Source organism: Methanocalculus sp. MC3 (assembly GCF_054767395.1).
Genome location: NZ_BAABMP010000005.1, coordinates 92,347 through 118,288 on the forward strand (window position 1 = coordinate 92,347; position 25,942 = coordinate 118,288).

Here is a 25,942-nt window from a genome sequence, read left to right on the forward strand (position 1 = left end):
GTACTATGGTTGATGAAACAAAATCACAAAAACCCAGAGTCGGTGTGTATATCTGCCACTGTGGTACCAACATCGCTGGTTCCATTGATATCAAGGAACTGCAGGATTTTGCACAGACGATTCCAAATGTCGTTTTGGCAGACGAATACCAGTACATGTGTTCGACACCCGGCCAGAAGAAGATCGAAGATGCGATCAAAGAACATGGCCTCACCGGGATTGTCGTTGCGGCATGTTCACCACGGCTGCACGAACCGACGTTCCGTACCGCATCAAAAGAGGGTGGACTGAACCCGTTCAGGTTCGAGATGGCAAACATCCGCGAACAGAACTCATGGGTCCACATGCATGACCGACAGGGAGCAACGGATAAGGCAAAGGATGCACTCAAAATGGCGGTGGCCAAGGCATCGCTCCTTGAAGACCTGTTCCCAAAGTCGGTACCGGTCGAGCATTCCGCAATGGTTGTCGGCGCAGGTGTCGGTGGTATCCAGGCAGCACTCGATCTTGCAAGCTCGGGCATCAAGACCTATCTCATCGAGAAGGCACCCACAATCGGCGGCAGGATGTCACAACTCGACAAGACGTTCCCGACACTCGACTGTTCACAGTGTATCCTGACACCCAAGATGGTGGATGTCGGCAGGCACCCAAACATCGAGCTGATGACCTATACCGAGGTCGAGAAGGTCGAGGGGTACATCGGCAACTTCGATATCACACTCAGAAAGAAGGCACGAGGTGTCCTCACACCGACCGAGGCTGAAACACGAGGAATCGTCGGCGGAGGATGCAACGGGTGCGGAGATTGTGAACAGGTCTGTCCTGTTATCAAGCCGAATCCGTTCGAGATGGGGATGGCGCCCAGAAAGGCGATCTATATCTATCACCCACAGGTTGTGCCTCTTATCTACACAGTTGATTTCGATTCCTGTGTGAAATGCGGACTCTGTGTCGAGGCATGCGGCGAGAAGAAGGCGATCGATCTCGAACAGGAAGACGAGTTTGTCACCGTCAAGGTCGGTACCGCTGTGCTTGCAGTCGGATACGAACTCTTCCCGGTCGAGAAGAAGACCGAGTGGGGATACAAACGGTATGATAACGTCATCACTTCACTCGAATTCGAGCGGCTCATCTGTGCGTCCGGACCAACCGGCGGCAAGGTGATACGGCCGAGCGATGGAGAGACACCAAAGAAGATCGGGTTTGTCCTCTGTGCAGGGTCACGTGACAACACCGGGATCGGCAAGCCATATTGCAGCAGGTTCTGCTGTATGTATTCGCTGAAACATGCACATCAGCTGCATGAGAAGATTCCCGGATCACAGTCGTATCTCTTCTACATGGATATCCGATCGTTTGGAAAGATGTACGAGGAGTTCTATTACCGTATCCAGGATGAGGGAGCGAAGTTCATACGGGGACGTGTGGCCAAGATCGAAGAGGATCCAATCACGAAGAACCCACATGTTCTCACTGAAGACACGCTGCTTGGCCAGCCGGTCGATATCGAACTCGATATGGTTGTACTGGCATCTGCGGTCCAGCCAACGGAAGAGACAAACCATGTACGCCACCTCTTCGGTGTGTCACAGTCCATGGACGGATGGCTCCTCGAGGCTCACCCGAAGCTGAACCCCTGTGGAACAACCACAGCAGGCGTATTCCTCGCAGGTGTCTGCCAGGGACCAAAGGATATCCCAGATACCGTGGCACAGGCAGAAGGGGCAGCAGCAGCAGCATCGATTCCGATTCATGTCGGAGAGGTCGAGCTCGAACCATACTTTGCCATGTGCATTGAAGAGAAATGTGCGGGATGCGGGATGTGTGTGAACCTCTGCCCATACTCGGCACTTGATCTCGTCGAGAAGAACGGACGAACCGTGATGCAGGTCACAGAAGCGAAATGCAAGGGATGCGGGACCTGCGGAGGGTTCTGCCCCGGTGGTGCTATCTGGATGCAGCATTTTGCTACACCACAGATTGTTGCACAGATTGATGCGTTCCTCCTCGGAGGTGAGCAGTAAATGACTGATGAATGGAAACCAAAGATTCTCGGCATCATCTGCAACTGGTGTTCCTATGCAGGAGCAGACCTCGCAGGAAGTGCAAGGACACAATACCCACCCGATATCAGGACGATAAGGGTCATGTGTACCGGGCGTGTCGATACCCTCTTCATCATGAAGGCGTTTGCAAACGGTGCAGATGGTGTGCTCGTTTCAGGATGCCACTTCGGTGACTGCCACTACCTTGAAGGGAACTTCAAGGCGGCAAAGAGGATGTTCCTCATAAAGAGTGTCCTCAAGAACATGGGTATCGAAGACAAGAGGTTCAGAATGACATTTGTCTCTGCATCTGAGGGTGCAAAGTGGGCAAAGGTCGTCGAAGATGTCGTCAAGACAGTAACAGAACTCGGACCAAGCCCGCTGAAGGAGTTTCGGCAGTAGAGGGAGGGAGTAAGCGTGACCAAGATTTCACTGAACCTTATCACCGGACGAACCATTCAGCAGGGCGTCTCGATGGAAGGCGGCAAAGAGAAGAAAGCCTACACAAAGGCATGCGGCATCATCGAGATGGATCCCTCCGACATGAAGAAGCTGAACGTCTGGAAGAACACCAATGTCCGCGTTACAAGCGAATTTGGAACTGTCATCGTGAAGGCTGTCGAGGCAACCCAGGGTCCGCACCCTGGCCTTGCCTACATTCCGATGGGACCCTGGGCAAACATGGTCATTGACCCAAATACCTACTCAATGGGTATGCCGACATTTAAGGGAGTCCCTATTGAAGTCGAAGTAGCAATCAACGAGCCGATCTATGACTCCCAGGAACTTGTCCGCAGGGCATGCGGACTCAAGGTGTGAGGAAAGTCTATGGCAAATATCGTATCAGATGTAATATGCCCCTTCTGCGGGACACTCTGTGACGACCTTGAAGTCGAGCTGAGTGACGACGGCAAGAAGATCCTCGAGGTCTATCATGCCTGCGCAATCGGTGCAGAGAAGTTCCTCCACTCGCAGGCCGAGGACCGGATCACCCGGCCCCGGATGATGCAGGAAGATGGAACCACCAAAGAGGTCTCCTATGAGGAAGCGGCAAAATATACCGCAAAGATCCTCTGTGAAGCGAAGAAACCCCTGATGTATGGATGGTCATCGACCTCCTGCGAAGCGCAGAGTGTCGGCCATTCGGTTGCAGAAGCTGTCGGCGGTATCGTCGACAACACCGCAACCGTCTGCCACGGCAGTTCGCTCATCGCCGTCCAGGATGTCGGGATCCCCTCATGCACCCTCGGCGAGGCAATGAACCGTGCCGACCGTGTCGTCTTCTGGGGATGCAACCCGGCACACGCCCACCCCCGGCACATGTCGAGATACTCGGTCTATCCCCGTGGATTCTTCACCGGGAAAGGGTCAAAGAGCAGGAAAGTTGTTGTTATCGACCCGAGGAAGACCGATACCGCATCGCTTGCCGATGTCCATCTCCAGCTTGAGCAGGGCCGCGATTACGAACTCCTCTCGGCACTCCGGGTCGCGTTCCGTGGCGAGAAACTGCCCGATGTTGTTGCAGGCATCCCAAAAGACCAGATCTACGAAGCAGCCGATCTCTTAAAGAGCGGCCGGTTTGTGATCATCTACTTCGGGATGGGTGTAACACAGTCACTTGGCAAGAACCACAACATCGATATCGCGATCGCAGTCACCCGTGACTTAAACGACTACACAAAAGCCGCCATCATGCCGATGCGGGGCCACTACAATGTTACCGGCTCCGGCGAAGTGCTCGGCTGGCAGTACGGGTTCCCGTTCTGTGTTGATCTGTCACGCGGTATTGCCCGGTATAACCCTGGCGAGACCAGTTCAAATGATCTGCTGATGAGAGACGAGGTTGACGCGGTCTTTGTGCTCGGCTCAGATCCCGGCGCACACTTCCCGATCAGCTCGGTGAAGAAGATTTCAGAGCTGCCCTCAGTTGCAATCGACCCCCACCTCACCCCGACGACCGCGGTCTGCAAACTCCATGTCCCGGTCGCCTTTGTCGGTGTCGAGGTTGGCGGCTGCTGTTATCGTATGGACAATGTCCCGATCGAGTCGAGGAAGGTTGTTGATCCGCCGGAAGGCATGCTCACCGACCAGGAGTTCCTCGAGATGGTGCTCGCTGAAGTCAGGAAATGCAAGGGAGTGTAGACCACAATGGCAGAATACCTTATCAAAAACGGTTTTGTCTTCGACCCGGTCCTGGGAATCAACGGAGACAAGAAAGATATCGCCATCAAAGACGGCAAGATTGTCGAGAGTGTCGGCGCTTCAGCAAAGGTGATCGATGCTGCCGGGAAGACCGTGATGGCTGGTGGCGTGGATATCCACGCCCATGTTGCCGGACCGAAGGTGAATGTCGGCCGGAACTTCCGTCCTGAAGACAAGAGACAGGCAACCTATGAACCCGGCAAGGGCGTCAAGCGGATGTCCGGCGGGTTCTCGGTACCGACCGTCTTCAAGACCGGGTACAAGTATGCGGATATGGGGTATACCACCGTCATGGAAGCGGCGATGCCCCCGTTCTATGCAAAACATACCCATGAAGAGATGCGGGATACCCCGATCATCGACCAGGGTGCGTACCCGGTGTTTGGGAACAACTGGTTTGTCCTTGAATACCTCAAAAACGGCGAAGCCGAGAACACTGCGGCATATATCGCATGGCTGCTTCGGATGACGAAGGGTTTTGCGATTAAATGCGTCAACCCCGGCGGTACCGAAGCCTGGGGCTGGGGTCTGAACTGTACAAGTGTCCATGACCCGGTACCCTACTTCGATATCACTCCTGCTGAGATTGTGAAAGGGTTAATCGAGGCAAACGAATACCTCAGGCTGCCGCACAGCATGCATGTGCACAGCAACAATCTCGGCAACCCCGGGAATTACGAGACCACCCTTGATACCCTGAAGCTTGCCGAGGGGATTTCGGCGAAGAACAACTTTGGCCGTGAACAGGTGCTCCACCATACCCATATCCAGTTCCACTCGTATGGCGGCACCACCTGGGGCGATTTCGAGTCCCGTGCCGACAAGATCGCGGATTACGTCAATTCCCAGAAGAACATCACCTGTGATATCGGGTTTGTAACACTGGATGAGACGACGACGATGACCGCCGACGGTCCGTTCGAACACCATCTCTGTGAACTGAACCACCTGAAATGGGCAAATGTCGATGTCGAGCTCGAGACGGGCTCCGGTGTTGTGCCATATGTGTACAGCCCCGATGTCTTTGTCTGCGGTATCCAGTGGGCAATCGGTCTTGAGATCGCGCTCCTTGCAAAGGATCACATGCGATACCACATGACAACTGATCATCCGAATGCAGGTCCCTTCACCCGGTATCCCCGCGTGATGAAATGGCTGATGAGCGCAAAGGCCCGTGACGAGATGTTTGCCGGGATGAAGAACGAGGACAAGGTTCGTGACAGAACCGGCCTGAGCACGATGGATCGCGAACTCTCGCTGTATGAGATCGCGATGATGACCCGTGCAGGAACGGCAAAGGCACTGGGTCTCTCCCATATGTATGGGTCACTGACACCCGGCCTCTGCGGCGATGTCGCGGTCTACGATTACAACCCCGAGACTGCGTCTGATCCCGAAGCAATCGAGACGGCATTTGGTAAGGCTGCGTTCCTCTTCAAGCAGGGCGAGCTGATCATCAATGACGGCGAGATCGTTTCCAACGGGAACAAGAGAACGCTCTGGGTGGATGTGAAGACGAATGAGAACACGCAGGTCGAGCGTGATATCGCCCTGAAGTTCAACAAGTTCTACACGGTCTCCCAGAAGAACTACGAGGTGTATGCACACCACTATGTGCCAAACCCGTTCGTCTTTGAGATCGATGCTACTGTCTGAGGTGGGTGGAGAAATGGATACTGTAACATTAACCATCAAAGAACAACCCCCGCTGTACCTTGAGGCTGAGATGTTCAACCCCGATGCACTTGCGGGCAAGAAGGCCGATGATATCGCTGCACTTCCCCTTGCAATGGGAAACACAACCTGCAAGGTCGGAGATTACTTTACTGTCACCGGAAGCGGTGGAGCAACCGCAGCAGAGACGAAAGTCGTTGTGAACGGCGATCTCACCAAGGTGAAGTACATCGGCGCACACATGAGTGCCGGTGAAGTGGTCATCAACGGCAATGCCGACATGTATGTCGGTGCCTGGATGACCGGCGGAAAGATCACGGCAAAAGGCACTATCGGTCACTTTGCCGCAACCGCCATGAAAGGCGGAGAGATCCTTGTTGAAGGCAATGCAGGCAACTACCTCGCCGCCGCATACCGCGGCGACTGGAGAGGCATGCAGGGTGGCAGGATTCACGTCAAAGGCAATGCAGGGTCTGACATCGGCTATTACATGATGGGCGGAGAGATCGTCGTCGACGGCAATGTCGATGTCCATGTCATGACCCACGCAGATGGCGGAAAAACTGTCATCAAAGGCAATGCCAAGAGCCGCCTTGGCGGACAGATGGTTCGGGGAGAGATCTATCTCTTCGGATCCGTCGATGTCATGATGCCAGGCTTTAACTTTGTCGGTGATGTCGAGCTTGAGGTTGAGGGAGTCAAAGCAACGTTCGCGGAGTACATCGGCGACACTGGCGAACGGCACCCAAAGTCCAAGGGCAAGATGATCTACGGCAAGATCTATATCAAGAAATAAATAATTACACCCAATTTTTTTACTTTTCCACGATAAAATCACTCATTTTGGGGATTATAATCACTGCCCTCTTTGTCCACACAATTCGCGAGAACTGGAGGACATCGATATTTATGAAACAATAAAAATTTAAATTCGGCAAAAAGCCCATTAAATTAATTTAATCAATCCTTTTACAGAATAGTGACGGTACATTTTATCAAATATTAATAATTAACCATACAGTCATATGAAATAATAACTTTACACCATTAACATTTTTGGATTCAGGCTTAATACAGCCATCATTTAACCAATATTAGCCTCCAAATAGAGATTTTGAGCTCAAATTAGTTAATTAGATATAGTTAACTTATATCCTAAATTGATCACGAAGATTTATCTGTATTATCCCACAACATGATCAGTAATCGATTAAAATCGATAGAAAGGCTGGTGCTGATAGCATGGCGTTTGCAATGCATATCAATTTGGAGCGTTGTACTGGTTGTAACAATTGTGTTGTTGCATGCCCGGTAAACGCATTGGAGCTGTACACAGTTGATCCTGTCACAAACGACAAGATCTACAGTGTCCGGGACGGAAAGGCAATTGTACTTGACGTCAATAACGAGCTCTGCGCCGGATGCGGCGTGTGCGTTGAGGCATGTCCTTACAATGTCATTCGACTGGTAGGACCGTGGGAGACGAACCGTGCACCTGTTGAGGGTGTCGGAGCTCACCACTAAATGGAGGAGAAGAGAGGGATTCATCAATGGCTATGAGCAATTTGTTTCCAAAATTCTCCAGGACAAGAGAAGGTGTAAAGGTCGTAATGGAGCAGAGACTCCTGAAGCAGACCAACCACCTGATCTTAGACAGCGAAACCTGCACGGGATGCGGCATATGTGTCGAAGCCTGTCCGGAAGAGGCAATCTCTCTGGGACTGGTCGGAGCCATTCGCCGAGGAGCAGTTTCAACCGGCATTGATGCACCTGTTAGCATCGAGGCGGAGAAATGCTCGTACTGTGGCGTATGCGTCATTATGTGCCCGTTCAATGCGCTGAAACTGGAGATCGACGGCGAAGAGAAACTCCCTATTCTTGAGAAGGAAGGGTTCCCTGAGTATGATATGGTCACCGAGATCGACGAAGAGAAATGTGTCCGGTGTACTATCTGTGACGAGGTCTGTCCCAGAGAAGCGATCGACCGTGATGTTCCATTATTTGAAGGAGCAGATGACGAAGGGCTTCTGAGGCAGAATGCACTCACTGCAAAGACCGAGTTTGTGGTTGATGAAGAGAAGTGCAATCTCTGTGGCATCTGTGGTGCACTCTGCCCCGCAATCGATGTCGAGCACAAACCATTCACGGCAGAAACCGGAACCGTCGATGGCGAGGTTGTCTGGAATGAGGATCTCTGTGATGCATGCAAGGTCTGTGTCGAGGCATGTCCGGAAGAGGCAATCACCGTCGAAAGGACAGTCGAGTCAAAGAAACTCCCCGGCAAGGTCACCATTGTCTCGGAAGACTGCTGTACCTGTACCTGGTGTTCAAAGAACTGTCCGGAAGAGGCGATCACTGTTGAGAAGATCTTCGAGGGAGATATCACCTTCAATGCAGAGAAATGCCCATCCGGGTGTTCAACCTGTGTCGAGGTCTGCCCCTGTAATGCGATCTATCTGCCGACACCCAAGCCCGCAAAGGATCTGAAACGCGAACTTGAACCGGTCATTGCAGTGAACAAGGATTTCTGCATGCTCTGTGGCGCCTGTGTCAATGCCTGCCCCGGCGAGGATATTATTGTCCTGAAGAGGACCGGCATCCGGGTCAAAGGAAAAGAGACCGACCTGTTCAAGACGATCAAAGCGAAGCTCCTGACTCCACGGACTTCCCAGGTTCGGGAAGACCAGAGCAAGGCCGGAGAAGTTCAGCTGAAAAGAATGGAGACTGCGTGAGGTTTTCATTATGGCAAAAGCAAAGGGTTACTCCGATGAAAACCTGTCTGTCCGTCTGGCAGACCGGTATTACCGCACAGACGATGCATCCCCCGATTTCCTCAAGAATGTCGAAAAGATAGGGATGACGATTGCCCACATGTGCTACCAGTGCGGCACCTGTACAGGGTCATGCCCCTCGGCACCGAGAAGCTCATACCGGATCAGGAAGTTTGTCCGGCGGGCAGTGCTCGGGCTCGAGAACGATGCGCTTACCGACCCGGATCTCTGGCTCTGCACCACCTGTTATTCGTGCACCGACCGGTGTCCACGGGATATCGCACCGACCGATATTATCATGGCAATGAGAAATCTGGCATTCAAACGCGAGATTGTGCCACGGAACTTCTTAAACACCGTCCAGTTCATTTACAAGACGGGACATGGTGTCCCCAATAACGATGTGAACCGTGCGGCACGTGTCAGACTCGGACTTGAAGCCGAGCCGGAAACAACAGCAAAATATGCTGAGTTTATACCGGGCATCCAGAAGATTCTCGACCACTACGGCCTGAAAGATAAAGCTGATGAGATTCTGGCGGAGGGTCAGTAATGTCAGGAAAGACACACCAATACGCATTTTTCCTCGGGTGTATCGCACCGAACCGGTATCCCGGTATCGAGTCCGCAGCCATTAAAACAAGCAGAAATCTCGGGATCGAACTCCTCCCACTGAAGGGCGCATCATGCTGTCCGGCACCAGGAGCGTTTGGCTCGATCGATCTCAAAGTATGGTACGCAATGGCTGCACGCAACCTTGTCCTTGCCGAGCAGATGAATACCGATATCGCACTCATCTGCAATGGCTGTTACAAGTCAATCTGGGAAGTGAACCACAAGCTCAAACACCATGACGAACTCAGGGATGACGTTAACGAAGTCTTAAAAGAGATCGACATGGAGTTCAAGGGAACGATCAATGTCCGCCACCTTGCCGAGATCTATTATGATGAGAAGATCTGTGGCGTGGCAAAGCTCGCAGACAGTATCACAACACCACTCAAAGGAGTGAAGATTGCCGTCCATTATGGATGCCACCTGCTCAAGCCACGCAAAGAGCGTGAGTTTGAAGCGGAAGGTGTCGGCGATACCGAGAACCCGATGTGGATGGAGGAGCTTGTTGCTGCACTGGGTGCAGAACCGGTGCAGTACCGCAACAAGATGCAGTGCTGTGGTGCCGGTGGCGGTGTGCGTGGATATGATATTGCACATGCACTTGACATCACAAACGAGAAGCTGATCAACATGAGCGAGGTCGGAGCCGACGCAATAACCGAGGTCTGCCCGTTCTGCCAGCTTCAGTTTGACCGTGGCCAGATCGAGATCGGGGAGAAGTTCGGTGTCGAGTGGGCAATTCCTGTTCTCCACTACAACGAACTGCTCGGCCTTGCACAGGGGATGAGCCCGCAGGATCTTGCACTTGATCTCCATGGGATCTCCTGTGAACCTTTCCTGAACAAACTCCGGTGAGGTGTACTATGGTTGATGAAACAAAATCACAAAAACCCAGAGTCGGTGTGTATATCTGCCACTGTGGTACCAACATCGCTGGTTCCATTGATATCAAGGAACTGCAGGATTTTGCACAGACGATTCCAAATGTCGTTTTGGCAGACGAATACCAGTACATGTGTTCGACACCCGGCCAGAAGAAGATCGAAGATGCGATCAAAGAACATGGCCTCACCGGGATTGTCGTTGCGGCATGTTCACCACGGCTGCACGAACCGACGTTCCGTACCGCATCAAAAGAGGGTGGACTGAACCCGTTCAGGTTCGAGATGGCAAACATCCGCGAACAGAACTCATGGGTCCACATGCATGACCGACAGGGAGCAACGGATAAGGCAAAGGATGCACTCAAAATGGCGGTGGCCAAGGCATCGCTCCTTGAAGACCTGTTCCCAAAGTCGGTACCGGTCGAGCATTCCGCAATGGTTGTCGGCGCAGGTGTCGGTGGTATCCAGGCAGCACTCGATCTTGCAAGCTCGGGCATCAAGACCTATCTCATCGAGAAGGCACCCACAATCGGCGGCAGGATGTCACAACTCGACAAGACGTTCCCGACACTCGACTGTTCACAGTGTATCCTGACACCCAAGATGGTGGATGTCGGCAGGCACCCAAACATCGAGCTGATGACCTATACCGAGGTCGAGAAGGTCGAGGGGTACATCGGCAACTTCGATATCACACTCAGAAAGAAGGCACGAGGTGTCCTCACACCGACCGAGGCTGAAACACGAGGAATCGTCGGCGGAGGATGCAACGGGTGCGGAGATTGTGAACAGGTCTGTCCTGTTATCAAGCCGAATCCGTTCGAGATGGGGATGGCGCCCAGAAAGGCGATCTATATCTATCACCCACAGGTTGTGCCTCTTATCTACACAGTTGATTTCGATTCCTGTGTGAAATGCGGACTCTGTGTCGAGGCATGCGGCGAGAAGAAGGCGATCGATCTCGAACAGGAAGACGAGTTTGTCACCGTCAAGGTCGGTACCGCTGTGCTTGCAGTCGGATACGAACTCTTCCCGGTCGAGAAGAAGACCGAGTGGGGATACAAACGGTATGATAACGTCATCACTTCACTCGAATTCGAGCGGCTCATCTGTGCGTCCGGACCAACCGGCGGCAAGGTGATACGGCCGAGCGATGGAGAGACACCAAAGAAGATCGGGTTTGTCCTCTGTGCAGGGTCACGTGACAACACCGGGATCGGCAAGCCATATTGCAGCAGGTTCTGCTGTATGTATTCGCTGAAACATGCACATCAGCTGCATGAGAAGATTCCCGGATCACAGTCGTATCTCTTCTACATGGATATCCGATCGTTTGGAAAGATGTACGAGGAGTTCTATTACCGTATCCAGGATGAGGGAGCGAAGTTCATACGGGGACGTGTGGCCAAGATCGAAGAGGATCCAATCACGAAGAACCCACATGTTCTCACTGAAGACACGCTGCTTGGCCAGCCGGTCGATATCGAACTCGATATGGTTGTACTGGCATCTGCGGTCCAGCCAACGGAAGAGACAAACCATGTACGCCACCTCTTCGGTGTGTCACAGTCCATGGACGGATGGCTCCTCGAGGCTCACCCGAAGCTGAACCCCTGTGGAACAACCACAGCAGGCGTATTCCTCGCAGGTGTCTGCCAGGGACCAAAGGATATCCCAGATACCGTGGCACAGGCAGAAGGGGCAGCAGCAGCAGCATCGATTCCGATTCATGTCGGAGAGGTCGAGCTCGAACCATACTTTGCCATGTGCATTGAAGAGAAATGTGCGGGATGCGGGATGTGTGTGAACCTCTGCCCATACTCGGCACTTGATCTCGTCGAGAAGAACGGACGAACCGTGATGCAGGTCACAGAAGCGAAATGCAAGGGATGCGGGACCTGCGGAGGGTTCTGCCCCGGTGGTGCTATCTGGATGCAGCATTTTGCTACACCACAGATTGTTGCACAGATTGATGCGTTCCTCCTCGGAGGTGAGCAGTAAATGACTGATGAATGGAAACCAAAGATTCTCGGCATCATCTGCAACTGGTGTTCCTATGCAGGAGCAGACCTCGCAGGAAGTGCAAGGACACAATACCCACCCGATATCAGGACGATAAGGGTCATGTGTACCGGGCGTGTCGATACCCTCTTCATCATGAAGGCGTTTGCAAACGGTGCAGATGGTGTGCTCGTTTCAGGATGCCACTTCGGTGACTGCCACTACCTTGAAGGGAACTTCAAGGCGGCAAAGAGGATGTTCCTCATAAAGAGTGTCCTCAAGAACATGGGTATCGAAGACAAGAGGTTCAGAATGACATTTGTCTCTGCATCTGAGGGTGCAAAGTGGGCAAAAGTCGTCGAAGATGTCGTCAAGACAGTAACAGAACTCGGACCAAGCCCGCTGAAGGAGTTTCGGCAGTAGAGGGAGGGTGAAATATGACGAAAAAGATCGTGCTGAATATGATCACACAGCGATCCATTGAAGAGGGAGTGGCCATGGAAAAAGGGAAGACCACTCCAGAATATTTCAAGGCCTGTTCGATTGTTGAGATGAATCCTGAGGATATGAAGAAACTCGGCATATGGAAAAATACCAATGTCCTTGTGAAGAGCGAGGTGGGAGAAGTCATTGTGACGGCAATTGAACCGACGCAGTTCTGCCCTCCCGGACTTGCACATATCCGACAGGGAGTATGGGCAAATCAGGTAGTACCCCCCCGAACCCAGTCAACCGGAACACCACAGTACAGCGGCTTTCCAGTGACAATCGAACCCGCAATCAATGAAAGAGTGAAGACGGCTCTCGAACTTGTTCAGGGGGCTGTCGGGCTCTGGAAAGGAGGTAATTAACTATGCCAAAATGGATCACCCAGGTCGGATGCCCTTATTGTGGGGCATCCTGTGATGACCTAGAAGTTCTTGTCTCTGATGACGGAAAGAAAGTCCTTGAAACCCGAAATGCGTGTGCAATTGGAAATGAAATCTTCCACCATGCCCAAAGCCCCAGCCGTCCGAAGCTGCCCAGAATGAGGCAGCCTGATGGCAGTATGAAGGAGGTTTCATATGATGAAGCCATCGATTATACCGCAAAGACACTGCTCGCTGCGAAGAAACCTCTCATTTACGGCTTTGGATCGACAAACTGCGAGGGTATGAGTGCAGTTGCGCGTGTTGCAGAAAAAGGAGGGGCGGTCCTTGACAACTGTGCCTCGATCTGCCATGGACCTTCGTTCCTTGCCATCTTCGACAACGGCTATCCAAGCTGTACACTCGGAGAAGCGAAGAACAGGGCTGATGTGGTCGTATTCTGGGGCTGCAATCCGATGCATGCCCACCCGCGCCACACCTCCAGATATTCAATCTTCCCAAGGGGAACGTTTACTGCAAAGGGCCAGATGACCCGTACCATCATCAGCGTGGATCCAAGGGAGACTGATACGGCCAAACTGGCTGACCACCATCTGATGGTGAAGCAGGGTCATGATTATGATCTCTTTGATGCGTTCAGGACCGTAATCCGCGGACATGACATTCCTGATGAAGTTGCCGGAATCCCAAAGAAAAGAATTGTGGATGCGGCCAAAGTCATGAAAAACGCCCGTTTTGTCATGATCTTCTTCGGGATGGGATGTACCCATACCGATGGGAGAAATCATAATGTCGATATTGCAATCAGCCTGACCCGTGACCTGAATGCCCATACAAAGGCCTCGATTATGGCAATGCGTGGACATTACAACATTGCAGGACCCGGCCAGGTATGGTCATGGCAGTTTGGCTTCCCATATTGTATCGATCTCTCCAAGGGAACCCATGCACACATGAATCCGGGTGAGACAAGTTCGATTGACCTTGCAATGAGAGGGGAGGTAGACTGCTTTGTGAATGTCGGAACAGATGCAGGAGCACATTTCCCGATTCGAGCCGTCGAGCAGCTGAAGAAGCATCCGTTTATCACCGTCGATCCGAACATCTGCATGGCAAGTGAGATCTCTGATCTTCATATCCCTGTCCGGGTTGTCGGGGTAGAAGAGCCAGGAGTTGTCTACCGGATGGATAACGTTCCAATCCAGTTCAAGAAGGTCGTTGACGGACCCGAGGGAGTTCCAAGCGATGAAGAACTGTTCGACAGAGTCTATGAACGGATGTGCGAACTCACCGAGACCGAACCAATCTGGCTCCTTGCAAAAGATCATGCGAAGGCAGCAACCAATGCGGAGCAGTAAATATGGCGGAAATACTAATCAGGAATGGATTTGTTATTGATCCGACCCGCAACATCAATGGAGATGCAACAGATATCGCCATTAAGGATGGTCAGATTGTTGAGAGTGTTGGATCAAATGCAAAGGTCATTGATGCCAGTGGAAAGGTGGTAATGGCCGGTGGCGTGGATATCCACGCCCATGTTGCAGGACCAAAAGTGAATGTCGGCCGCCTGATGAGGCCTGAGGATAAACTCTTCAAGAGCCCTCATGCCCAGAAAAACTACCGTATGGAGAGTGGTTTTTCGATTCCAAGCACCTTTAAAACCGGGTATGACTATGCGAGGATGGGATATGCCTTCGTTATGGAGGCTGCAATGCCCCCGCTCCATTCACCTCACGTGCATGAGGAAATTCATGATACGCCAATTATCGATCAGGCAGCACTTCCGGTCTTTGCAAACAACTGGTTTGTGTTTGAATATCTGAGAAACGGCGAGATCGAGAATACCGCAGCCTATATTGCATGGCTTCTCAAGGCGACAAAAGGGTATGGAATAAAAGTCGTCAACCCCGGCGGCACAGCAGCATGGGCCTGGGGATTAAACTGCCTGACTCTTAACGATCCGGTACCGTACTTTGATATCACTCCGGCTGAGATCATCACCGGCCTGATGAAGACAAACGAGTATCTTGGATTGCCACATTCGATGCATATACACCAGAACGATCTTGGAAATCCCGGTAACTACGAGATTACCCTGGAGTCACTCCGTCTTGCAGAAGGGGTTGCGGCAAAGAATAACTTTGGACGCGACACTGTTATGCATTCCACCCACATCCAGTTCCATTCATATGGTGGAGACTCCTGGGGGACTTTCGAGTCGAAAGCCCGGGAAGTCATGGATTATGTCAACAAGCAGAAGAACATCAGCATTGATCTTGGCTGTGTGACACTTGATGAAACCACAACCATGACCGCCGACGGACCATTTGAGCACCACATCACCAATCTGAACCATCTGAAATGGGCAAATACCGATGTGGAGGTTGAGACTGCCGCCGGAGTTGTTCCCTATGTCTATGACAAGAACATCAAAGTAAGTGGCATCCAGTGGGCAATCGGTCTTGAGATGGGCTTGTATGCCGCTGATCCAATGCGGACATTCATCACCACTGATCATCCAAATGCCGGTCCCTTCACCCGTTATCCACGGATCATCAAATGGCTGATGAGCAAGCAGGCCAGGGAAGATACCCTCGAATCATTCAAGTATACCGACAAGGTAATTGATGCCACAAACATCCATTCCATGGACAGGGAACTCTCACTCTTTGAGATAGCCCAGATGACAAGGGCAGGACCTGCGAAGGCACTCGGTCTCTCCAACATGTTCGGCGGGCTTGGCGTTGGCATGGATGCCAATGTTGGTATCTTTGACCTGAATGTTAAGGACATGCCAGCTGATCCGGAAGCAATCGAGAAAGCCTTTGCCCGTGCATGCTGGTTCATCAAATCCGGGGAGATTATTGTCAAGGATGGCGATATCGTCAGCCATGGCAACAAGAGAACGATCTGGGTGAAGCCGAATGTTGCAGAGAATCCACAGGTCATACGGGATATTCAGGATAAATTCCTGAAGGACTATACCGTTGGATCTGACACGTACCAGGTACGGGATTATCTGGCTCCAAACCCCTACGTGATAGAATTTGATGTGGAGGCCTGAGGTGCATTATGGCTCAGATTACATTAAAACCAACGAAAGTGCCTGAACTCTATCTTGAGTGTTATAATATCACCCCTGATGCGTTCGCTGGAAAGTCGCTGAAGCAGATTGCAGATCTGGATGCACATGAGGGAAAAACAAAAGTAACACTTGGTGATTACTTTGAGATCGCCGGGCAGTCCGGAAACACGGCTGAAGAGACGGCTATACTCATTGATGGAGATTGTTCCAGAATTAAGTATATCGGCAACAAAATGACTGCCGGATCCATCACTGTAAAGGGAAACGCCGATATGTATGTCGGCGGATGGATGAAAGGCGGAAAGATCCATGTTATGGGGAATGTTGACTCATTCTGCGGCATTGCAATGGAAGGAGGAGAGATCGTTGTCGAAGGCAACGCCCAGAACCATGTAGGATGCGCATACCGTGGCGACTGGCGCGGCATGAGGGGAGGAACAATCCGAATCAGGGGAAGCGCTGGAAATGACATCGGGACATTTATGCTCGGGGGAACCATCATCATCGAGAAAGATGCCTTCATCCATGTTTCAACCCACGCAGAAGGTGGAACAGTTGTCATCAAAGGCAATGTCCAGGGGCGTGTAGGAGGGCAGATGGTAAAAGGAGACATTTATGTCCTTGGATCTGTCCAGTACATGCTCCCGGGATTCAAAAAAGTGGGTTCTGTCGAGCAGAAGATAGATGGAACTGAGGCAACCTTCACCCATTATATAGGCGATCTCGGAGAACGCCATCCGAAATCCAAGGGAAAGGAAGTGTATGCAAATCTCTATGTTCAGGAAGCCTGAACATACACTTTTTTTAACAAAATCCGAGGGTTTCCCCCTCAATACAGTAAAACAAATCAACCAGCAATCAGGTGATCTATGACCAATCCCGGGAAAGAATTCATGGAAAATACCAGCTATCCGGACTTCTCAACATTTGATATGATATTGAGAGTTCCAGAGCCGCGAAAGGAAAATTCCATTCCAGAAGATGCAAAGATAATAAAACTGCCAAGTCCAAAACGGATCAAATTCCCGGAGGTTTCTGCACGGGATGCACTTGAATATTGGGAGCCTGTAGAGTTCTTCTCACGATCGTCCATGAACCTGAAGGAACTCTCCTACCTGCTCTGGTGTATGCAGGGAGTTAAAACTGTTCAGGACAGGGAGACAATAATAAGAAATGTACCCTCATCCGGGAGACGGCACCCGATAAACACCTATTTTGTTGCCGGGGAAATTGAGGGCATTCCAACAGGCCTGTACCAGTATATACCTTCAAAACACCAGATTGCATTACTTAGAGAGGATTCTGACATTCCATTTGCCATGGGTACTGCCAGCATGAATTTCAAGATGATCACCCGTGCTCCTGTGACCTTCATCTGGACAGCAGTTCCCTACCGATCAGTATGGGCACTTGGTAACAGAGGATACCGGAATGTCCTGATTGAAGCAGGACACGTCTGCCAGGCCTTGGTTATGGCATCTGCAAGTATCGATTATAAAGTCCATCCAATCGATCTCTTCCACGATCAAATGGTTACACAGCTGATAGGTAATGATCCAAATTCAGAATGGCCACTTTATATAGCTGCAGTCGGAAAGACGGTTCCTGAATATTAGGATTTAGCAAAGACAGACCGATCATGATCAGCGGAACAAGCGATACAAATATTTCTGAAATTCAAGGCATAGCTTCCAATACGAGGGAAAATGAGAAGTTCCAGCTGGATCTACGACTTGGTATCCCGCATGCCAAGCTGCCTGGAGCACTCGAATGGTGGGGTGGAGATTCCGGATTATGCAGGAGATCGGATCAACATCCCTATCTTGTCGGAGCTGTTATCTCAGGAGATGAATGGTGCAGTCTGAAAGATATCATGATCGCTGTTTCATATGCATGCCAGAGATCCGGACAGATTCAGGTATCGGCATTTGAAACTCCTGTTGTTTCCGGAGAGGATAGTGTTTCCTTCTATCTTTTCCACCCAAATCCAGGCTTACGTTCGTTTTTCTATTATCTCTCCCGGACAATACCGATAAGTCTCGGAGGGAATACATTTGCGGATGCAATGGTATCAGGAATCCCTGCAACTATGACAACCATCCCGCCATTAGCGCCGGAAAATGACGCGAGAGTAGCAATTCGCCAGAATAAAAGGGAGAAAAACAGAATAACTGAATGCAGAAAGAATTTGGGAGACGCACGTACTCTCTATCCCCAGGATCTTCCGGGCAGGCCCGTCCGGATTGATATTCTGAGGATGGTTCTGAGGAGGGACAGGACAATTGTTGCTGAATACGATCTGCCACTTGATCGCTGGCTCACACCTCTTCAGGCTGTTCAACGAAAAAACGCACGCAGAACCCTCCGGGAATATAGAATTCAAAGGGGATATCAGATAACAAGGCCGCATAAACGGGATGATGGAGAGATCTTCACGATCAGTGATCTCCACCTTGGTCATGAGAACAGCATTCCCCGCTATAAGCGACCGTTTTTACAGAGTGATCCCGGAGAGATGAATCGTATTCTCATCCGGAACTGGAACTGGACCGTAAAAAAGACCGACAGAGTACTATTCCTTGGAGATCTTGCCTATAAGAGTCTGAACCCGGCCGAATATTATCTTGACCAGCTGAATGGAAGGATAAGCTTTCTTGAAGGAAACCACGATCCCTACCGGCCATTTATGTCTCATTGCCTTCTTATGCAATACCGGGAGATCCCATATCTTTTTATTCACGATCCAGAGGAGCTCATCAGGCCGTTTGATGGATGGGTGATTCATGGTCATGTACATAACAAGGATCTTACCCGGTATCCTTTCTTCAATCCAAAAACAAAAACAATCAACGTGAGCGCTGAAATGATTGGCTATCGCCCAATCCCGATGAGTGAGATCGATGATCTCGTAAAGACAATGGATGAAACCATGACATTCCGTGAGCTTATGCCGGTTCATACACTATCTCCCCTCAATCCCAAAGAACAACTCTGATACAACAACACACGAGGTAACCATGTCAGTCAGAACTGAGATCGAAAACAAACTTGAAAAAAGTGGAGGAGTTATATCCGAGCTGAATAAAGAATGCCGGATAGTTCGTCTCCGAATACCAGGGGGAATCATTTCCCCTGATCAGCTGGTAGCAGTAGGAAAAGCCGCAAAAAAAATTGGTATTGATACTGTTCACCTGACGATACGCCAGACAATAGAAATACCCCACGTCCCATCTGATAAAATCCCCGGACTTCTCAGGGATCTTGAGAAACAAGAGGTGTTCCTAGGGGCAGAATATGAAGAGGTTGTGAATATTACTGCCTGTCCGGGGACTGACAGATGCCGTTTTTCCATCATTGATACACGAAATATCCTATTCCAGCTTGATAAAAATCATCATGGGCGGGATATGCCAATCAGGGTTCGTATCGCCATCTCTTCATGCCCAAACGGCTGCACAAGCGAACGGGCAAGTGAGATCGGCATCACCGGTCTTCGCACTCCGATTCGGAACGAGGGATTATGCACGGGATGCGGGACATGTGCACATACCTGCAAAGAGAAAGCGATTATAATGGTCAATGGTTCTCTGCACCTGGACGAATCACTCTGTGTGAACTGTGGAATGTGCATTGACTCCTGCCCGTTCCACATCATCAAAGGCCACCCCCCCCGGTATATGATCACAGTGGGAGGACGGCGGGGACGCCATATGGTGCAGGGAAGGGAGCTTATTGTGGTGGATTCGGAAGAAAAGGCTGTAGCTGTTGTGGAACGGGTTATTGACTGGATATACAGATTTGCCTATAGCGGAAAGATTCTTACAAATCAGATGGATGCCATGAAATTTACAGATTTTCAAAAACGGATACAGCGAGATTTTCCAGCATCCACAACAGAATGAACAACACATAAATGAGGTTTACATATGAACAACGAACAACAAATCAGAGACAGAGAGGTTATCTATCGCCCAATCGGTGTTGTAAGAACAGAATTCACCGAACAGGAACAAACACCAATCCAGGGAATTTTTAATAATGCCATTGGAACGATTGAACTCTTACCGGAGTTTGAAGAGGGGCTGACTGAGATCGAATCGTTCAGCCACCTCATTCTCCTGTACCATTTTGACAGGGCCGATGGATATACACTCTTACAGCGGCCATTTCTTGATGGCGAACATGCACGCGGAATCTTTGCAATCAGGCATTTCAAGCGCCCAAATCCAATAGGAATCTCAATAGTCCGACTGCTTGAAGTCAAAGGCAACCAACTCCGGATTCAGGGAGTTGATATCCTTGATGGGACACCCCTCCTCGATATCAAGCCGTATGTCCACCAGTTTGATAACCGGAAAGAGGTATCAAGCGGATGGGTCGATAACCAGCATCTGGATGAGATTTCTGACTGGAACTGCACTCCAAAAGAGCTGAGGAATCGCAAGCGGACGAATGTCGGCTGATACTCTACTGACACTCTCCTTTTTCATTATATGCGATGAAGAGGGGGCATTTTCGAGGGAAAAACATGAAAATGATGATGAACAGTGGGAGAACGATCAAACAGGGGGAACAACTGTATTATAAAGAGAGTTTTGAATACTCCAAGCAGACATCACTCTGCTTCATACACCCGGCTGATCTCTTCGATATGGGGATTGAAGATGGAGATAATGTCGAGATAGAGACAGTCACTGGAAAAACCGTTTTTAAAACTGTTGAATCTTCGGATGTTGCCCCGGGAGAGATTTTTCTCCCGTGTGGACCATATGCAAATTTTATCCTGCCCCCGGGTACGCACTCGGTCGGTGCCCCCGATTTTAAAACACTCATGGTGGAGATCCGGCCAACATCAAAAGAACTGGTATCTGCCTGGGATCTGCTTGAGGAGGAGGGGGGGATCAGATATGACCAGCCTTCCAGTGGATGTCCAACCATCTCTCCTGAAGGCACAACAACAGTACAGGATGTTACATGCCCTCTTTGTGGCTGCCTCTGCGACGATATTAAACTGACACTTCAGGACAACCGCGTTGTGGAATGTCAAAATGCCTGTTCTGTTGGAAATGCCAAATTCTTAGCTCAAAATCGCCTCATGAAACCAATAAAAAAGGTTGGAGACGCATGGGAAGAGACCAGCTATGAGGAGGCGATACGATACACAGCAGACGTTCTCAGGAATGCAAAACGGCCTTTACTCTTTGGATGGAGTGGAACACACAGCGAGGCGCAATGTGTGGGCATCAAAATTGCAGAATGTATCGGAGGCATCATCGATAACTGTTCTTCTGAATGCCATGGGCCTTCAATAATGGCGATCCAGGAGGTCGGGCATCCCGGATGTACGCTTGGTCAGGTGCGTCACCGTGCTGATGTTGTCGTCTATTGGGGTGCCAATCCACTCGCAGCCCATCCACGGCATTTAAGCCGATATTCAACCTTTTCTGACAGCCATTTTCTGGAAAATGCCAGTTGTGACAGAACAATAATCGTCGTCGATGTGAGGGAGTCCGAAACTGCAAAGGTTGCCGATGAATTCATCCAGATAAAATCCGGTGGTGACTATGCAGTATTTTCTGCCCTCAGGGCCATTATCCTTGGGAAAGAGGGCGTTCTTCCTGACAGCGTTGCCGGGGTTCCAAAAGATACATTAATCAACCTCGCCCGGACATTACTCAACGCAAAATTCGGAGCATTTTTCACCGGTATCGGACTAACTCAATCCAGGGGAAAATATAAAAATGTCAGAAACGCGATCGAACTCATTGATGAACTAAACCGGCACACAAAATATACTCTCACCCCGATGCGTGGCCACTGGAATGTCAATGGCACGAATCAGACTTTTACTTTTCTTACCGGCTATCCATATGCTGTTGATTTTGCCCGGGGAGTCACATATTTTAATCCCGGTGAAACCTCTGCCATTGATCTGCTCGCAAGGAAAGAGGTTGATGCATGTGTGATCATCGGAAGCGATCCGGGTGCCCATTTCCCACGAGCCTGTAATGAACACCTTGCAACAATCCCGACAATTGTTATCGACCCTTTCCCGATAATGAGTACAGCTGTTGCCACCCTTCACATACCGGTTGCGATGACAGGAGTTGATGCGGAGGGAATTGCGTACCGGATGGATACCGTACCGCTCATGGTCAAAAAGGTGATGGACTCCATACAACCCGATGATGCCGAATTACTCAGACGGATCCTAAAAGCAATTCAGGAGGGGAATGCACAACAGATCGCCACTCCTGCTTCAGAGATCGATGCCCAAGCCACGATCATACCGGTTGATGATGATCGCCGCCCCCACCTGTCGGGATCATGAAATACTCATTTTTCTGCATATGATCGGCTCTGGTATGCGAACATGCACAAACCGGATCTGATGAGAAAAATAACCACATTCATTTAACCCATTCATTCACCCCATCCAATCAACAACAAATACTATACAAATCCAATGGAAACCATCGTATTTTGTGTAAACAACGTTCACTTAATATAAATAAATATTTAATTCATTTAAGAAAATTTATTACAACTAAATTGATACATATGGATTATGTTAAAAATAATGAACAAAAACACCTGCCTCCTTATACTCATTCTTCTGGCAGCATCCCTCATCATTGCCGGATGTACCGGAATACAGGGAGAAGAGAAGCCAGTTGAAACTGGAGCACAGGGAGAATTGATTGTATATACAGCAGCATCACTGACCGGAGTATCAAAAGATCTCGGCAGTGAATTTGAGAGCAGGTATCCCGGTACAAAAATCACGTTTAATCTCGCAGGAACCCAGACCATTAAAAACCAGATCCAAATGGGAGCTTACGCCGATGTCTTCATGTCAGCTTCAACCCGCTATACAAATGAGTTAATGGGTGGAGGATACCTGGTAAATGATACCGTCAAAAAATTTTCCTCTAATTATATCGTCATCATTGTTCCGTCAGGAAATCCAGGGGATATACAATCGTACACCGATCTCACAAGGCCCGGACTTAAGATTGCGATGGGAACCGAGGAGGTGCCGGTAGGTATCAATACCCGTATTGTTCTCGATAAGCTGTCTGCTTCACCAGATACTCCTGATGGATGGAAGGACGCTGTATTTCAGAATGTTGTCACCTACGAGACAACCGAGCCGGGTGTTGTAACCAAGGTCAGCCTCGGTGAGGTGGATGCAGGATTTGTGTACGAATCATCGTTCAGTGCCGCAAAAACCGGCAGTCTTGAACTCATTCCGATCCCCGGGGAATACAATGCACTCCAGATATATACCCTTGGTATTCTGACAGACAGCACAAACAAAAAGACAGGTGAGACGTTCATTGAGTTTATACTCTCAGATGAGGGCCAGAGTATCCTGAAAGATTATGGCTTTACATCAATCTCCACCACCTGATTTTTGGTTACGTTCGAATGAACAACAGACCTGATGCTATGCGGCAGATAATTGGAATATGGGTTGGGCGGGGAGTTGGTGCATCCCTCATTCTTATTGTCTGCCTCTTTCTCTCGTTACCACTTATCGCCCTTCTTCTGCGGGTTACGCCTGAGCTGCTTGCCACCTATATCCCGAATGAAACCGTACAAAAGGCGCTCTGGCTCAGCATTACGACATCAATCATCTCAATGGCCATCGTGATTCTCATAGGAACGCCGGCTGCCTACTTTCATTCCCGATCATACTACCCCGGAAAATCATTCGTTGACACACTCATCGATCTCCCCCTTGTCCTTCCACCGGCAGTGGCAGGTCTTGCACTTCTCCTCCTCTTTGGGAGAACCGGGCTCCTTGGGAAGTACCTGAATGTGATCGGAATTGATATTGCATTCACGACCTTCGCAGTTATTCTGGCACAGATCTTCGTTTCCTCACCCTTCTACATCAGACAGGCAAAAGCACTCTTCGAACAGCTGGATCCTTCATACGAAGAGACTGCAAAGACACTTGGCTCATCATCCCTGCGGACCTTTCTCTTCATCATTCTGCCACTCTGTGCAACCGGACTCACCTCCGGCGCGATCATGACATTTGCCCGTGCGCTCGGGGAATTTGGGGCAACCATTATGTTTGCAGGAAACCTGCCCGGCATTACCCAGACGATGCCCCTTGCCATATATGCAGCCATGCAGGGAGATTTCGATGTAGCAATCACCATATCGGTTCTGCTTGTGGCAATATCACTTGCAATCATGCTGACTGTCAAACTACTGACTGAGAAATGGAGGTACAATGTTTAAATTCGCTGCCAGAAAGGAACTCAGGGATTTCACCCTTGATCTCTCCCTTGAGGTTGCAGATGGGGAGATCATGGTGCTGATGGGTGGAAACGGTGCCGGAAAAACGACCGTATTGAGGCTTACAGCAGGACTCCTCACCCCGGATGCCGGAGTGATAGAAACCAAAAAGAGGATCCTCTATCACCATCAGTCAAAGACCAATTGTCCGGTACAGAATAGGAATATCGGGTATGTCTTTCAGAATGCAGCAGTTTTTCCGCATATGAGTGTCTATGATAATGTCGCATTCGGCCTGAGAGCCCGTCGCGTCGATTCTCTGGAACTGGCTGACAGGACAGATGAATGGATGGATCGGCTTGCCATTTCAAATCTTGCAACAGTCCGGGCAGGCCACCTCTCAGGCGGGCAGAAACAACGCGTTGCCCTTGCACGGGCAATGGCAACAAAACCGGATCTCCTGATGCTTGATGAGCCATTTACCGCACTTGATCAAAAAAACCAGATTGCTGTCAGAGAATGGATCTCTCTCTGTGTACGTGAGCAGAAGATCCCCTGCCTGCTGGTAACCCATAATCCAACTGATGCAGAGGCAGTGGGCGATTCCGTCTGTGTCATTGATCGCGGCTGTGTTATAGAGGATAACAGCATGAGAGGCTATTTTGATAATGCCACATGAGAGCTAAGGCTTTTGCCAGGAATAAAAGAATAACAGCAGGATAAGGATCAGCCGGAACATATCGAAGATAAACCCACATATAGTTTATGAGAGGAGAAACACGTAGATTCTCAGTAAAAGGATCAACACCAGCACCATTTTTGATCACCATGAATTTCGTTTCGATCCGTAATCTTTGAACGGTTAGAACGGAGTTACCAGGTTTTAGGAAAGACATATTAAACAGATACAGGATATCCAAAGAAATGAGAGAATTCTTCCTTGATTCAGTCTCTCTTGGTATTGGAAAGGGAGATGCTCCATATCGACTACATACTCCATCGTTATCCTATACACTCTCCGGAGGCAAACAGCAGCGGACGGCTATTGCAGGGCGATCGTGATGAATCCGGGGGCGCTCCTCCTGGATGAGCCACTCAGCGCACTTTATGCAAAGACCAGGTAAAAGCGACAGAAAGAACTGAAATCCCTCCACAACATCATACAGACAAACATTATCCATATCACCCATACCTTGAGGAGGTCTTCGATCCGTTCACTTTTCGCGATACGCGTCGCTCTAATACTTTCAGATGCCGGACGGAGTTTTCCAGGTGCTGTGGGAAACCAGTTCTTCAAAACGGGTTATTTGTACAATTTTTGGGATGATACAGATTCAGATCAACCCGATGTCTGAACCAGATGAGAGATCATAACTGACTAGTTTCGCGCGGAGGTAGTTTTTATCAGGATAAATTGAAGGTTCAATTAACCCCCAACACCAAAACAGATTCTGAAAAGATCTGAATAAACTGACACGATCACCTTCTTTCATTATTCTTAACCAGGTTAAATAAATATTATTAATAAATATCATAT

At 49.9% G+C, this 25,942-nt stretch carries 25 protein-coding genes; all 25 read left to right on the top strand.

The annotated features are described in order from the left end of the window. Positions 1–5: 5 nt before the first annotated feature. The 25 genes from ACYUBO_RS09295 to ACYUBO_RS09415 all read left to right on the top strand — a co-directional run bounded on the left by ACYUBO_RS09295 (position 6) and on the right by ACYUBO_RS09415 (position 25,467). Entirely contained in the window at positions 6–2,027 is a 2,022-nt protein-coding gene (locus ACYUBO_RS09295) for a CoB--CoM heterodisulfide reductase iron-sulfur subunit A family protein (protein ID WP_300329089.1), read from the top strand. Next, positions 2,028–2,450 (top strand): hydrogenase iron-sulfur subunit, encoded by a 423-nt coding sequence (locus tag ACYUBO_RS09300; RefSeq protein ID WP_300329092.1) that lies wholly within the window; start codon positions 2,028–2,030, stop codon positions 2,448–2,450. A gap of 15 nt (positions 2,451–2,465) precedes the next feature. Next, positions 2,466–2,867, top strand: coding sequence for a molybdopterin dinucleotide binding domain-containing protein (locus tag ACYUBO_RS09305; RefSeq protein ID WP_300329095.1), 402 nt, complete (start codon positions 2,466–2,468; stop codon positions 2,865–2,867). A gap of 9 nt (positions 2,868–2,876) precedes the next feature. After that, complete coding sequence (locus tag ACYUBO_RS09310) at positions 2,877–4,190, top strand: formylmethanofuran dehydrogenase subunit B (protein WP_460371508.1); 1,314 nt, start codon at positions 2,877–2,879, stop codon at positions 4,188–4,190. 6 nt (positions 4,191–4,196) lie between these two features. Continuing rightward, positions 4,197–5,906, top strand: a complete 1,710-nt coding sequence (locus ACYUBO_RS09315) for a formylmethanofuran dehydrogenase subunit A (protein WP_460371510.1) — start codon at positions 4,197–4,199, stop codon at positions 5,904–5,906. 13 nt (positions 5,907–5,919) lie between these two features. Then, positions 5,920–6,720: a formylmethanofuran dehydrogenase subunit C gene (locus tag ACYUBO_RS09320; protein WP_460373849.1), complete on the top strand. Its 801-nt coding sequence runs from the start codon at positions 5,920–5,922 to the stop codon at positions 6,718–6,720. Positions 6,721–7,166: 446 nt separating this feature from the next. Then, positions 7,167–7,448, top strand: a complete 282-nt coding sequence (locus ACYUBO_RS09325; RefSeq protein ID WP_460373844.1) for a 4Fe-4S binding protein — start codon at positions 7,167–7,169, stop codon at positions 7,446–7,448. Between the two features lie 32 nt (positions 7,449–7,480). After that, positions 7,481–8,656 carry a 4Fe-4S binding protein gene (locus tag ACYUBO_RS09330; RefSeq protein ID WP_460374779.1) on the top strand — a complete coding sequence of 392 codons (1,176 nt, stop codon included), beginning with the start codon at positions 7,481–7,483 and terminating at the stop codon, positions 8,654–8,656. Positions 8,657–8,666: 10 nt separating this feature from the next. Beyond that, a complete protein-coding gene (gene hdrC, locus ACYUBO_RS09335) occupies positions 8,667–9,248 on the top strand; it encodes a CoB--CoM heterodisulfide reductase subunit C (protein ID WP_460373846.1) in 582 nt (193 codons plus the stop codon). Next, positions 9,248–10,165 (top strand): CoB--CoM heterodisulfide reductase subunit B, encoded by a 918-nt coding sequence (gene hdrB / locus ACYUBO_RS09340; RefSeq protein WP_300329086.1) that lies wholly within the window; start codon positions 9,248–9,250, stop codon positions 10,163–10,165. Before hdrC ends, hdrB begins: the two co-directional genes overlap by 1 nt. An 8-nt stretch (positions 10,166–10,173) precedes the next feature. Next, a complete protein-coding gene (locus ACYUBO_RS09345) occupies positions 10,174–12,195 on the top strand; it encodes a CoB--CoM heterodisulfide reductase iron-sulfur subunit A family protein (protein ID WP_300329089.1) in 2,022 nt (673 codons plus the stop codon). After that, the gene (locus ACYUBO_RS09350) at positions 12,196–12,618 is read left to right on the top strand and encodes a hydrogenase iron-sulfur subunit (protein WP_300329092.1); all 423 of its coding nucleotides are present in this window, start codon (positions 12,196–12,198) and stop codon (positions 12,616–12,618) included. It abuts the gene before it with no gap. Positions 12,619–12,632: 14 nt separating this feature from the next. Further along, positions 12,633–13,046 (top strand): molybdopterin dinucleotide binding domain-containing protein, encoded by a 414-nt coding sequence (locus ACYUBO_RS09355; protein ID WP_460373851.1) that lies wholly within the window; start codon positions 12,633–12,635, stop codon positions 13,044–13,046. Positions 13,047–13,048: 2 nt separating this feature from the next. Beyond that, positions 13,049–14,422: a formylmethanofuran dehydrogenase subunit B gene (locus ACYUBO_RS09360; protein ID WP_460373853.1), complete on the top strand. Its 1,374-nt coding sequence runs from the start codon at positions 13,049–13,051 to the stop codon at positions 14,420–14,422. Positions 14,423–14,424: 2 nt separating this feature from the next. Next, the gene (locus ACYUBO_RS09365; protein ID WP_460373854.1) at positions 14,425–16,131 is read left to right on the top strand and encodes a formylmethanofuran dehydrogenase subunit A; all 1,707 of its coding nucleotides are present in this window, start codon (positions 14,425–14,427) and stop codon (positions 16,129–16,131) included. Positions 16,132–16,139: 8 nt separating this feature from the next. Further along, the gene (locus tag ACYUBO_RS09370) at positions 16,140–16,943 is read left to right on the top strand and encodes a formylmethanofuran dehydrogenase subunit C (RefSeq protein WP_300328390.1); all 804 of its coding nucleotides are present in this window, start codon (positions 16,140–16,142) and stop codon (positions 16,941–16,943) included. Positions 16,944–17,021: 78 nt separating this feature from the next. Further along, positions 17,022–17,768 (top strand): SagB/ThcOx family dehydrogenase, encoded by a 747-nt coding sequence (locus ACYUBO_RS09375; RefSeq protein WP_300328385.1) that lies wholly within the window; start codon positions 17,022–17,024, stop codon positions 17,766–17,768. Positions 17,769–17,791: 23 nt separating this feature from the next. Continuing rightward, positions 17,792–19,147 carry a metallophosphoesterase family protein gene (locus ACYUBO_RS09380; protein WP_460373856.1) on the top strand — a complete coding sequence of 452 codons (1,356 nt, stop codon included), beginning with the start codon at positions 17,792–17,794 and terminating at the stop codon, positions 19,145–19,147. 22 nt (positions 19,148–19,169) lie between these two features. Further along, positions 19,170–20,054 (top strand): ferredoxin-like domain-containing protein, encoded by an 885-nt coding sequence (locus tag ACYUBO_RS09385; RefSeq protein ID WP_460373857.1) that lies wholly within the window; start codon positions 19,170–19,172, stop codon positions 20,052–20,054. A gap of 24 nt (positions 20,055–20,078) precedes the next feature. Beyond that, on the top strand, positions 20,079–20,615 hold the full coding sequence (gene tsaA, locus ACYUBO_RS09390) for a tRNA (N6-threonylcarbamoyladenosine(37)-N6)-methyltransferase TrmO (protein WP_460373859.1): 537 nt from the start codon (positions 20,079–20,081) through the stop codon (positions 20,613–20,615). Positions 20,616–20,686: 71 nt separating this feature from the next. After that, positions 20,687–22,483, top strand: a complete 1,797-nt coding sequence (locus ACYUBO_RS09395; RefSeq protein WP_460373862.1) for a formylmethanofuran dehydrogenase subunit B — start codon at positions 20,687–20,689, stop codon at positions 22,481–22,483. A 237-nt stretch (positions 22,484–22,720) separates the two neighbouring features. Then, positions 22,721–23,566, top strand: coding sequence for a molybdate ABC transporter substrate-binding protein (gene modA / locus ACYUBO_RS09400; protein ID WP_460373864.1), 846 nt, complete (start codon positions 22,721–22,723; stop codon positions 23,564–23,566). Between the two features lie 38 nt (positions 23,567–23,604). After that, entirely contained in the window at positions 23,605–24,408 is an 804-nt protein-coding gene (locus tag ACYUBO_RS09405; RefSeq protein ID WP_460373865.1) for an ABC transporter permease, read from the top strand. Next, positions 24,401–25,084, top strand: coding sequence for a sulfate/molybdate ABC transporter ATP-binding protein (locus tag ACYUBO_RS09410; RefSeq protein WP_460373867.1), 684 nt, complete (start codon positions 24,401–24,403; stop codon positions 25,082–25,084). The genes ACYUBO_RS09405 and ACYUBO_RS09410 overlap by 8 nt, the downstream gene beginning before the upstream one ends. 245 nt (positions 25,085–25,329) lie before the next feature. Next, entirely contained in the window at positions 25,330–25,467 is a 138-nt protein-coding gene (locus ACYUBO_RS09415; RefSeq protein WP_300328363.1) for a hypothetical protein, read from the top strand. The last annotated feature ends 475 nt before the right edge of the window (positions 25,468–25,942 follow it).

Bases quoted from the DNA above. Each gene is read 5' to 3' on its own strand.
- ACYUBO_RS09315 (WP_460371510.1), top strand. From the start codon at position 4,197: ATGGCAGAATACCTTATCAAAAACGGTTTTGTCTTCGACCCGGTCCTG.
- ACYUBO_RS09320 (WP_460373849.1), top strand. From the start codon at position 5,920: ATGGATACTGTAACATTAACCATCAAAGAACAACCCCCGCTGTACCTT.
- ACYUBO_RS09405 (WP_460373865.1), top strand. From the start codon at position 23,605: ATGCGGCAGATAATTGGAATATGGGTTGGGCGGGGAGTTGGTGCATCC.
- ACYUBO_RS09300 (WP_300329092.1), top strand. From the start codon at position 2,028: ATGACTGATGAATGGAAACCAAAGATTCTCGGCATCATCTGCAACTGG.
- ACYUBO_RS09355 (WP_460373851.1), top strand. From the start codon at position 12,633: ATGACGAAAAAGATCGTGCTGAATATGATCACACAGCGATCCATTGAA.
- ACYUBO_RS09350 (WP_300329092.1), top strand. From the start codon at position 12,196: ATGACTGATGAATGGAAACCAAAGATTCTCGGCATCATCTGCAACTGG.
- ACYUBO_RS09410 (WP_460373867.1), top strand. From the start codon at position 24,401: ATGTTTAAATTCGCTGCCAGAAAGGAACTCAGGGATTTCACCCTTGAT.
- ACYUBO_RS09295 (WP_300329089.1), top strand. From the start codon at position 6: ATGGTTGATGAAACAAAATCACAAAAACCCAGAGTCGGTGTGTATATC.
- ACYUBO_RS09415 (WP_300328363.1), top strand. From the start codon at position 25,330: ATGAGAGAATTCTTCCTTGATTCAGTCTCTCTTGGTATTGGAAAGGGA.
- ACYUBO_RS09370 (WP_300328390.1), top strand. From the start codon at position 16,140: ATGGCTCAGATTACATTAAAACCAACGAAAGTGCCTGAACTCTATCTT.
- modA (WP_460373864.1), top strand. From the start codon at position 22,721: ATGTTAAAAATAATGAACAAAAACACCTGCCTCCTTATACTCATTCTT.
- tsaA (WP_460373859.1), top strand. From the start codon at position 20,079: ATGAACAACGAACAACAAATCAGAGACAGAGAGGTTATCTATCGCCCA.
- ACYUBO_RS09325 (WP_460373844.1), top strand. From the start codon at position 7,167: ATGGCGTTTGCAATGCATATCAATTTGGAGCGTTGTACTGGTTGTAAC.
- ACYUBO_RS09330 (WP_460374779.1), top strand. From the start codon at position 7,481: ATGAGCAATTTGTTTCCAAAATTCTCCAGGACAAGAGAAGGTGTAAAG.
- ACYUBO_RS09375 (WP_300328385.1), top strand. From the start codon at position 17,022: ATGACCAATCCCGGGAAAGAATTCATGGAAAATACCAGCTATCCGGAC.
- ACYUBO_RS09395 (WP_460373862.1), top strand. From the start codon at position 20,687: ATGATGATGAACAGTGGGAGAACGATCAAACAGGGGGAACAACTGTAT.
- ACYUBO_RS09380 (WP_460373856.1), top strand. From the start codon at position 17,792: ATGATCAGCGGAACAAGCGATACAAATATTTCTGAAATTCAAGGCATA.
- ACYUBO_RS09360 (WP_460373853.1), top strand. From the start codon at position 13,049: ATGCCAAAATGGATCACCCAGGTCGGATGCCCTTATTGTGGGGCATCC.
- ACYUBO_RS09345 (WP_300329089.1), top strand. From the start codon at position 10,174: ATGGTTGATGAAACAAAATCACAAAAACCCAGAGTCGGTGTGTATATC.
- hdrC (WP_460373846.1), top strand. From the start codon at position 8,667: ATGGCAAAAGCAAAGGGTTACTCCGATGAAAACCTGTCTGTCCGTCTG.
- ACYUBO_RS09385 (WP_460373857.1), top strand. From the start codon at position 19,170: ATGTCAGTCAGAACTGAGATCGAAAACAAACTTGAAAAAAGTGGAGGA.
- hdrB (WP_300329086.1), top strand. From the start codon at position 9,248: ATGTCAGGAAAGACACACCAATACGCATTTTTCCTCGGGTGTATCGCA.
- ACYUBO_RS09365 (WP_460373854.1), top strand. From the start codon at position 14,425: ATGGCGGAAATACTAATCAGGAATGGATTTGTTATTGATCCGACCCGC.
- ACYUBO_RS09310 (WP_460371508.1), top strand. From the start codon at position 2,877: ATGGCAAATATCGTATCAGATGTAATATGCCCCTTCTGCGGGACACTC.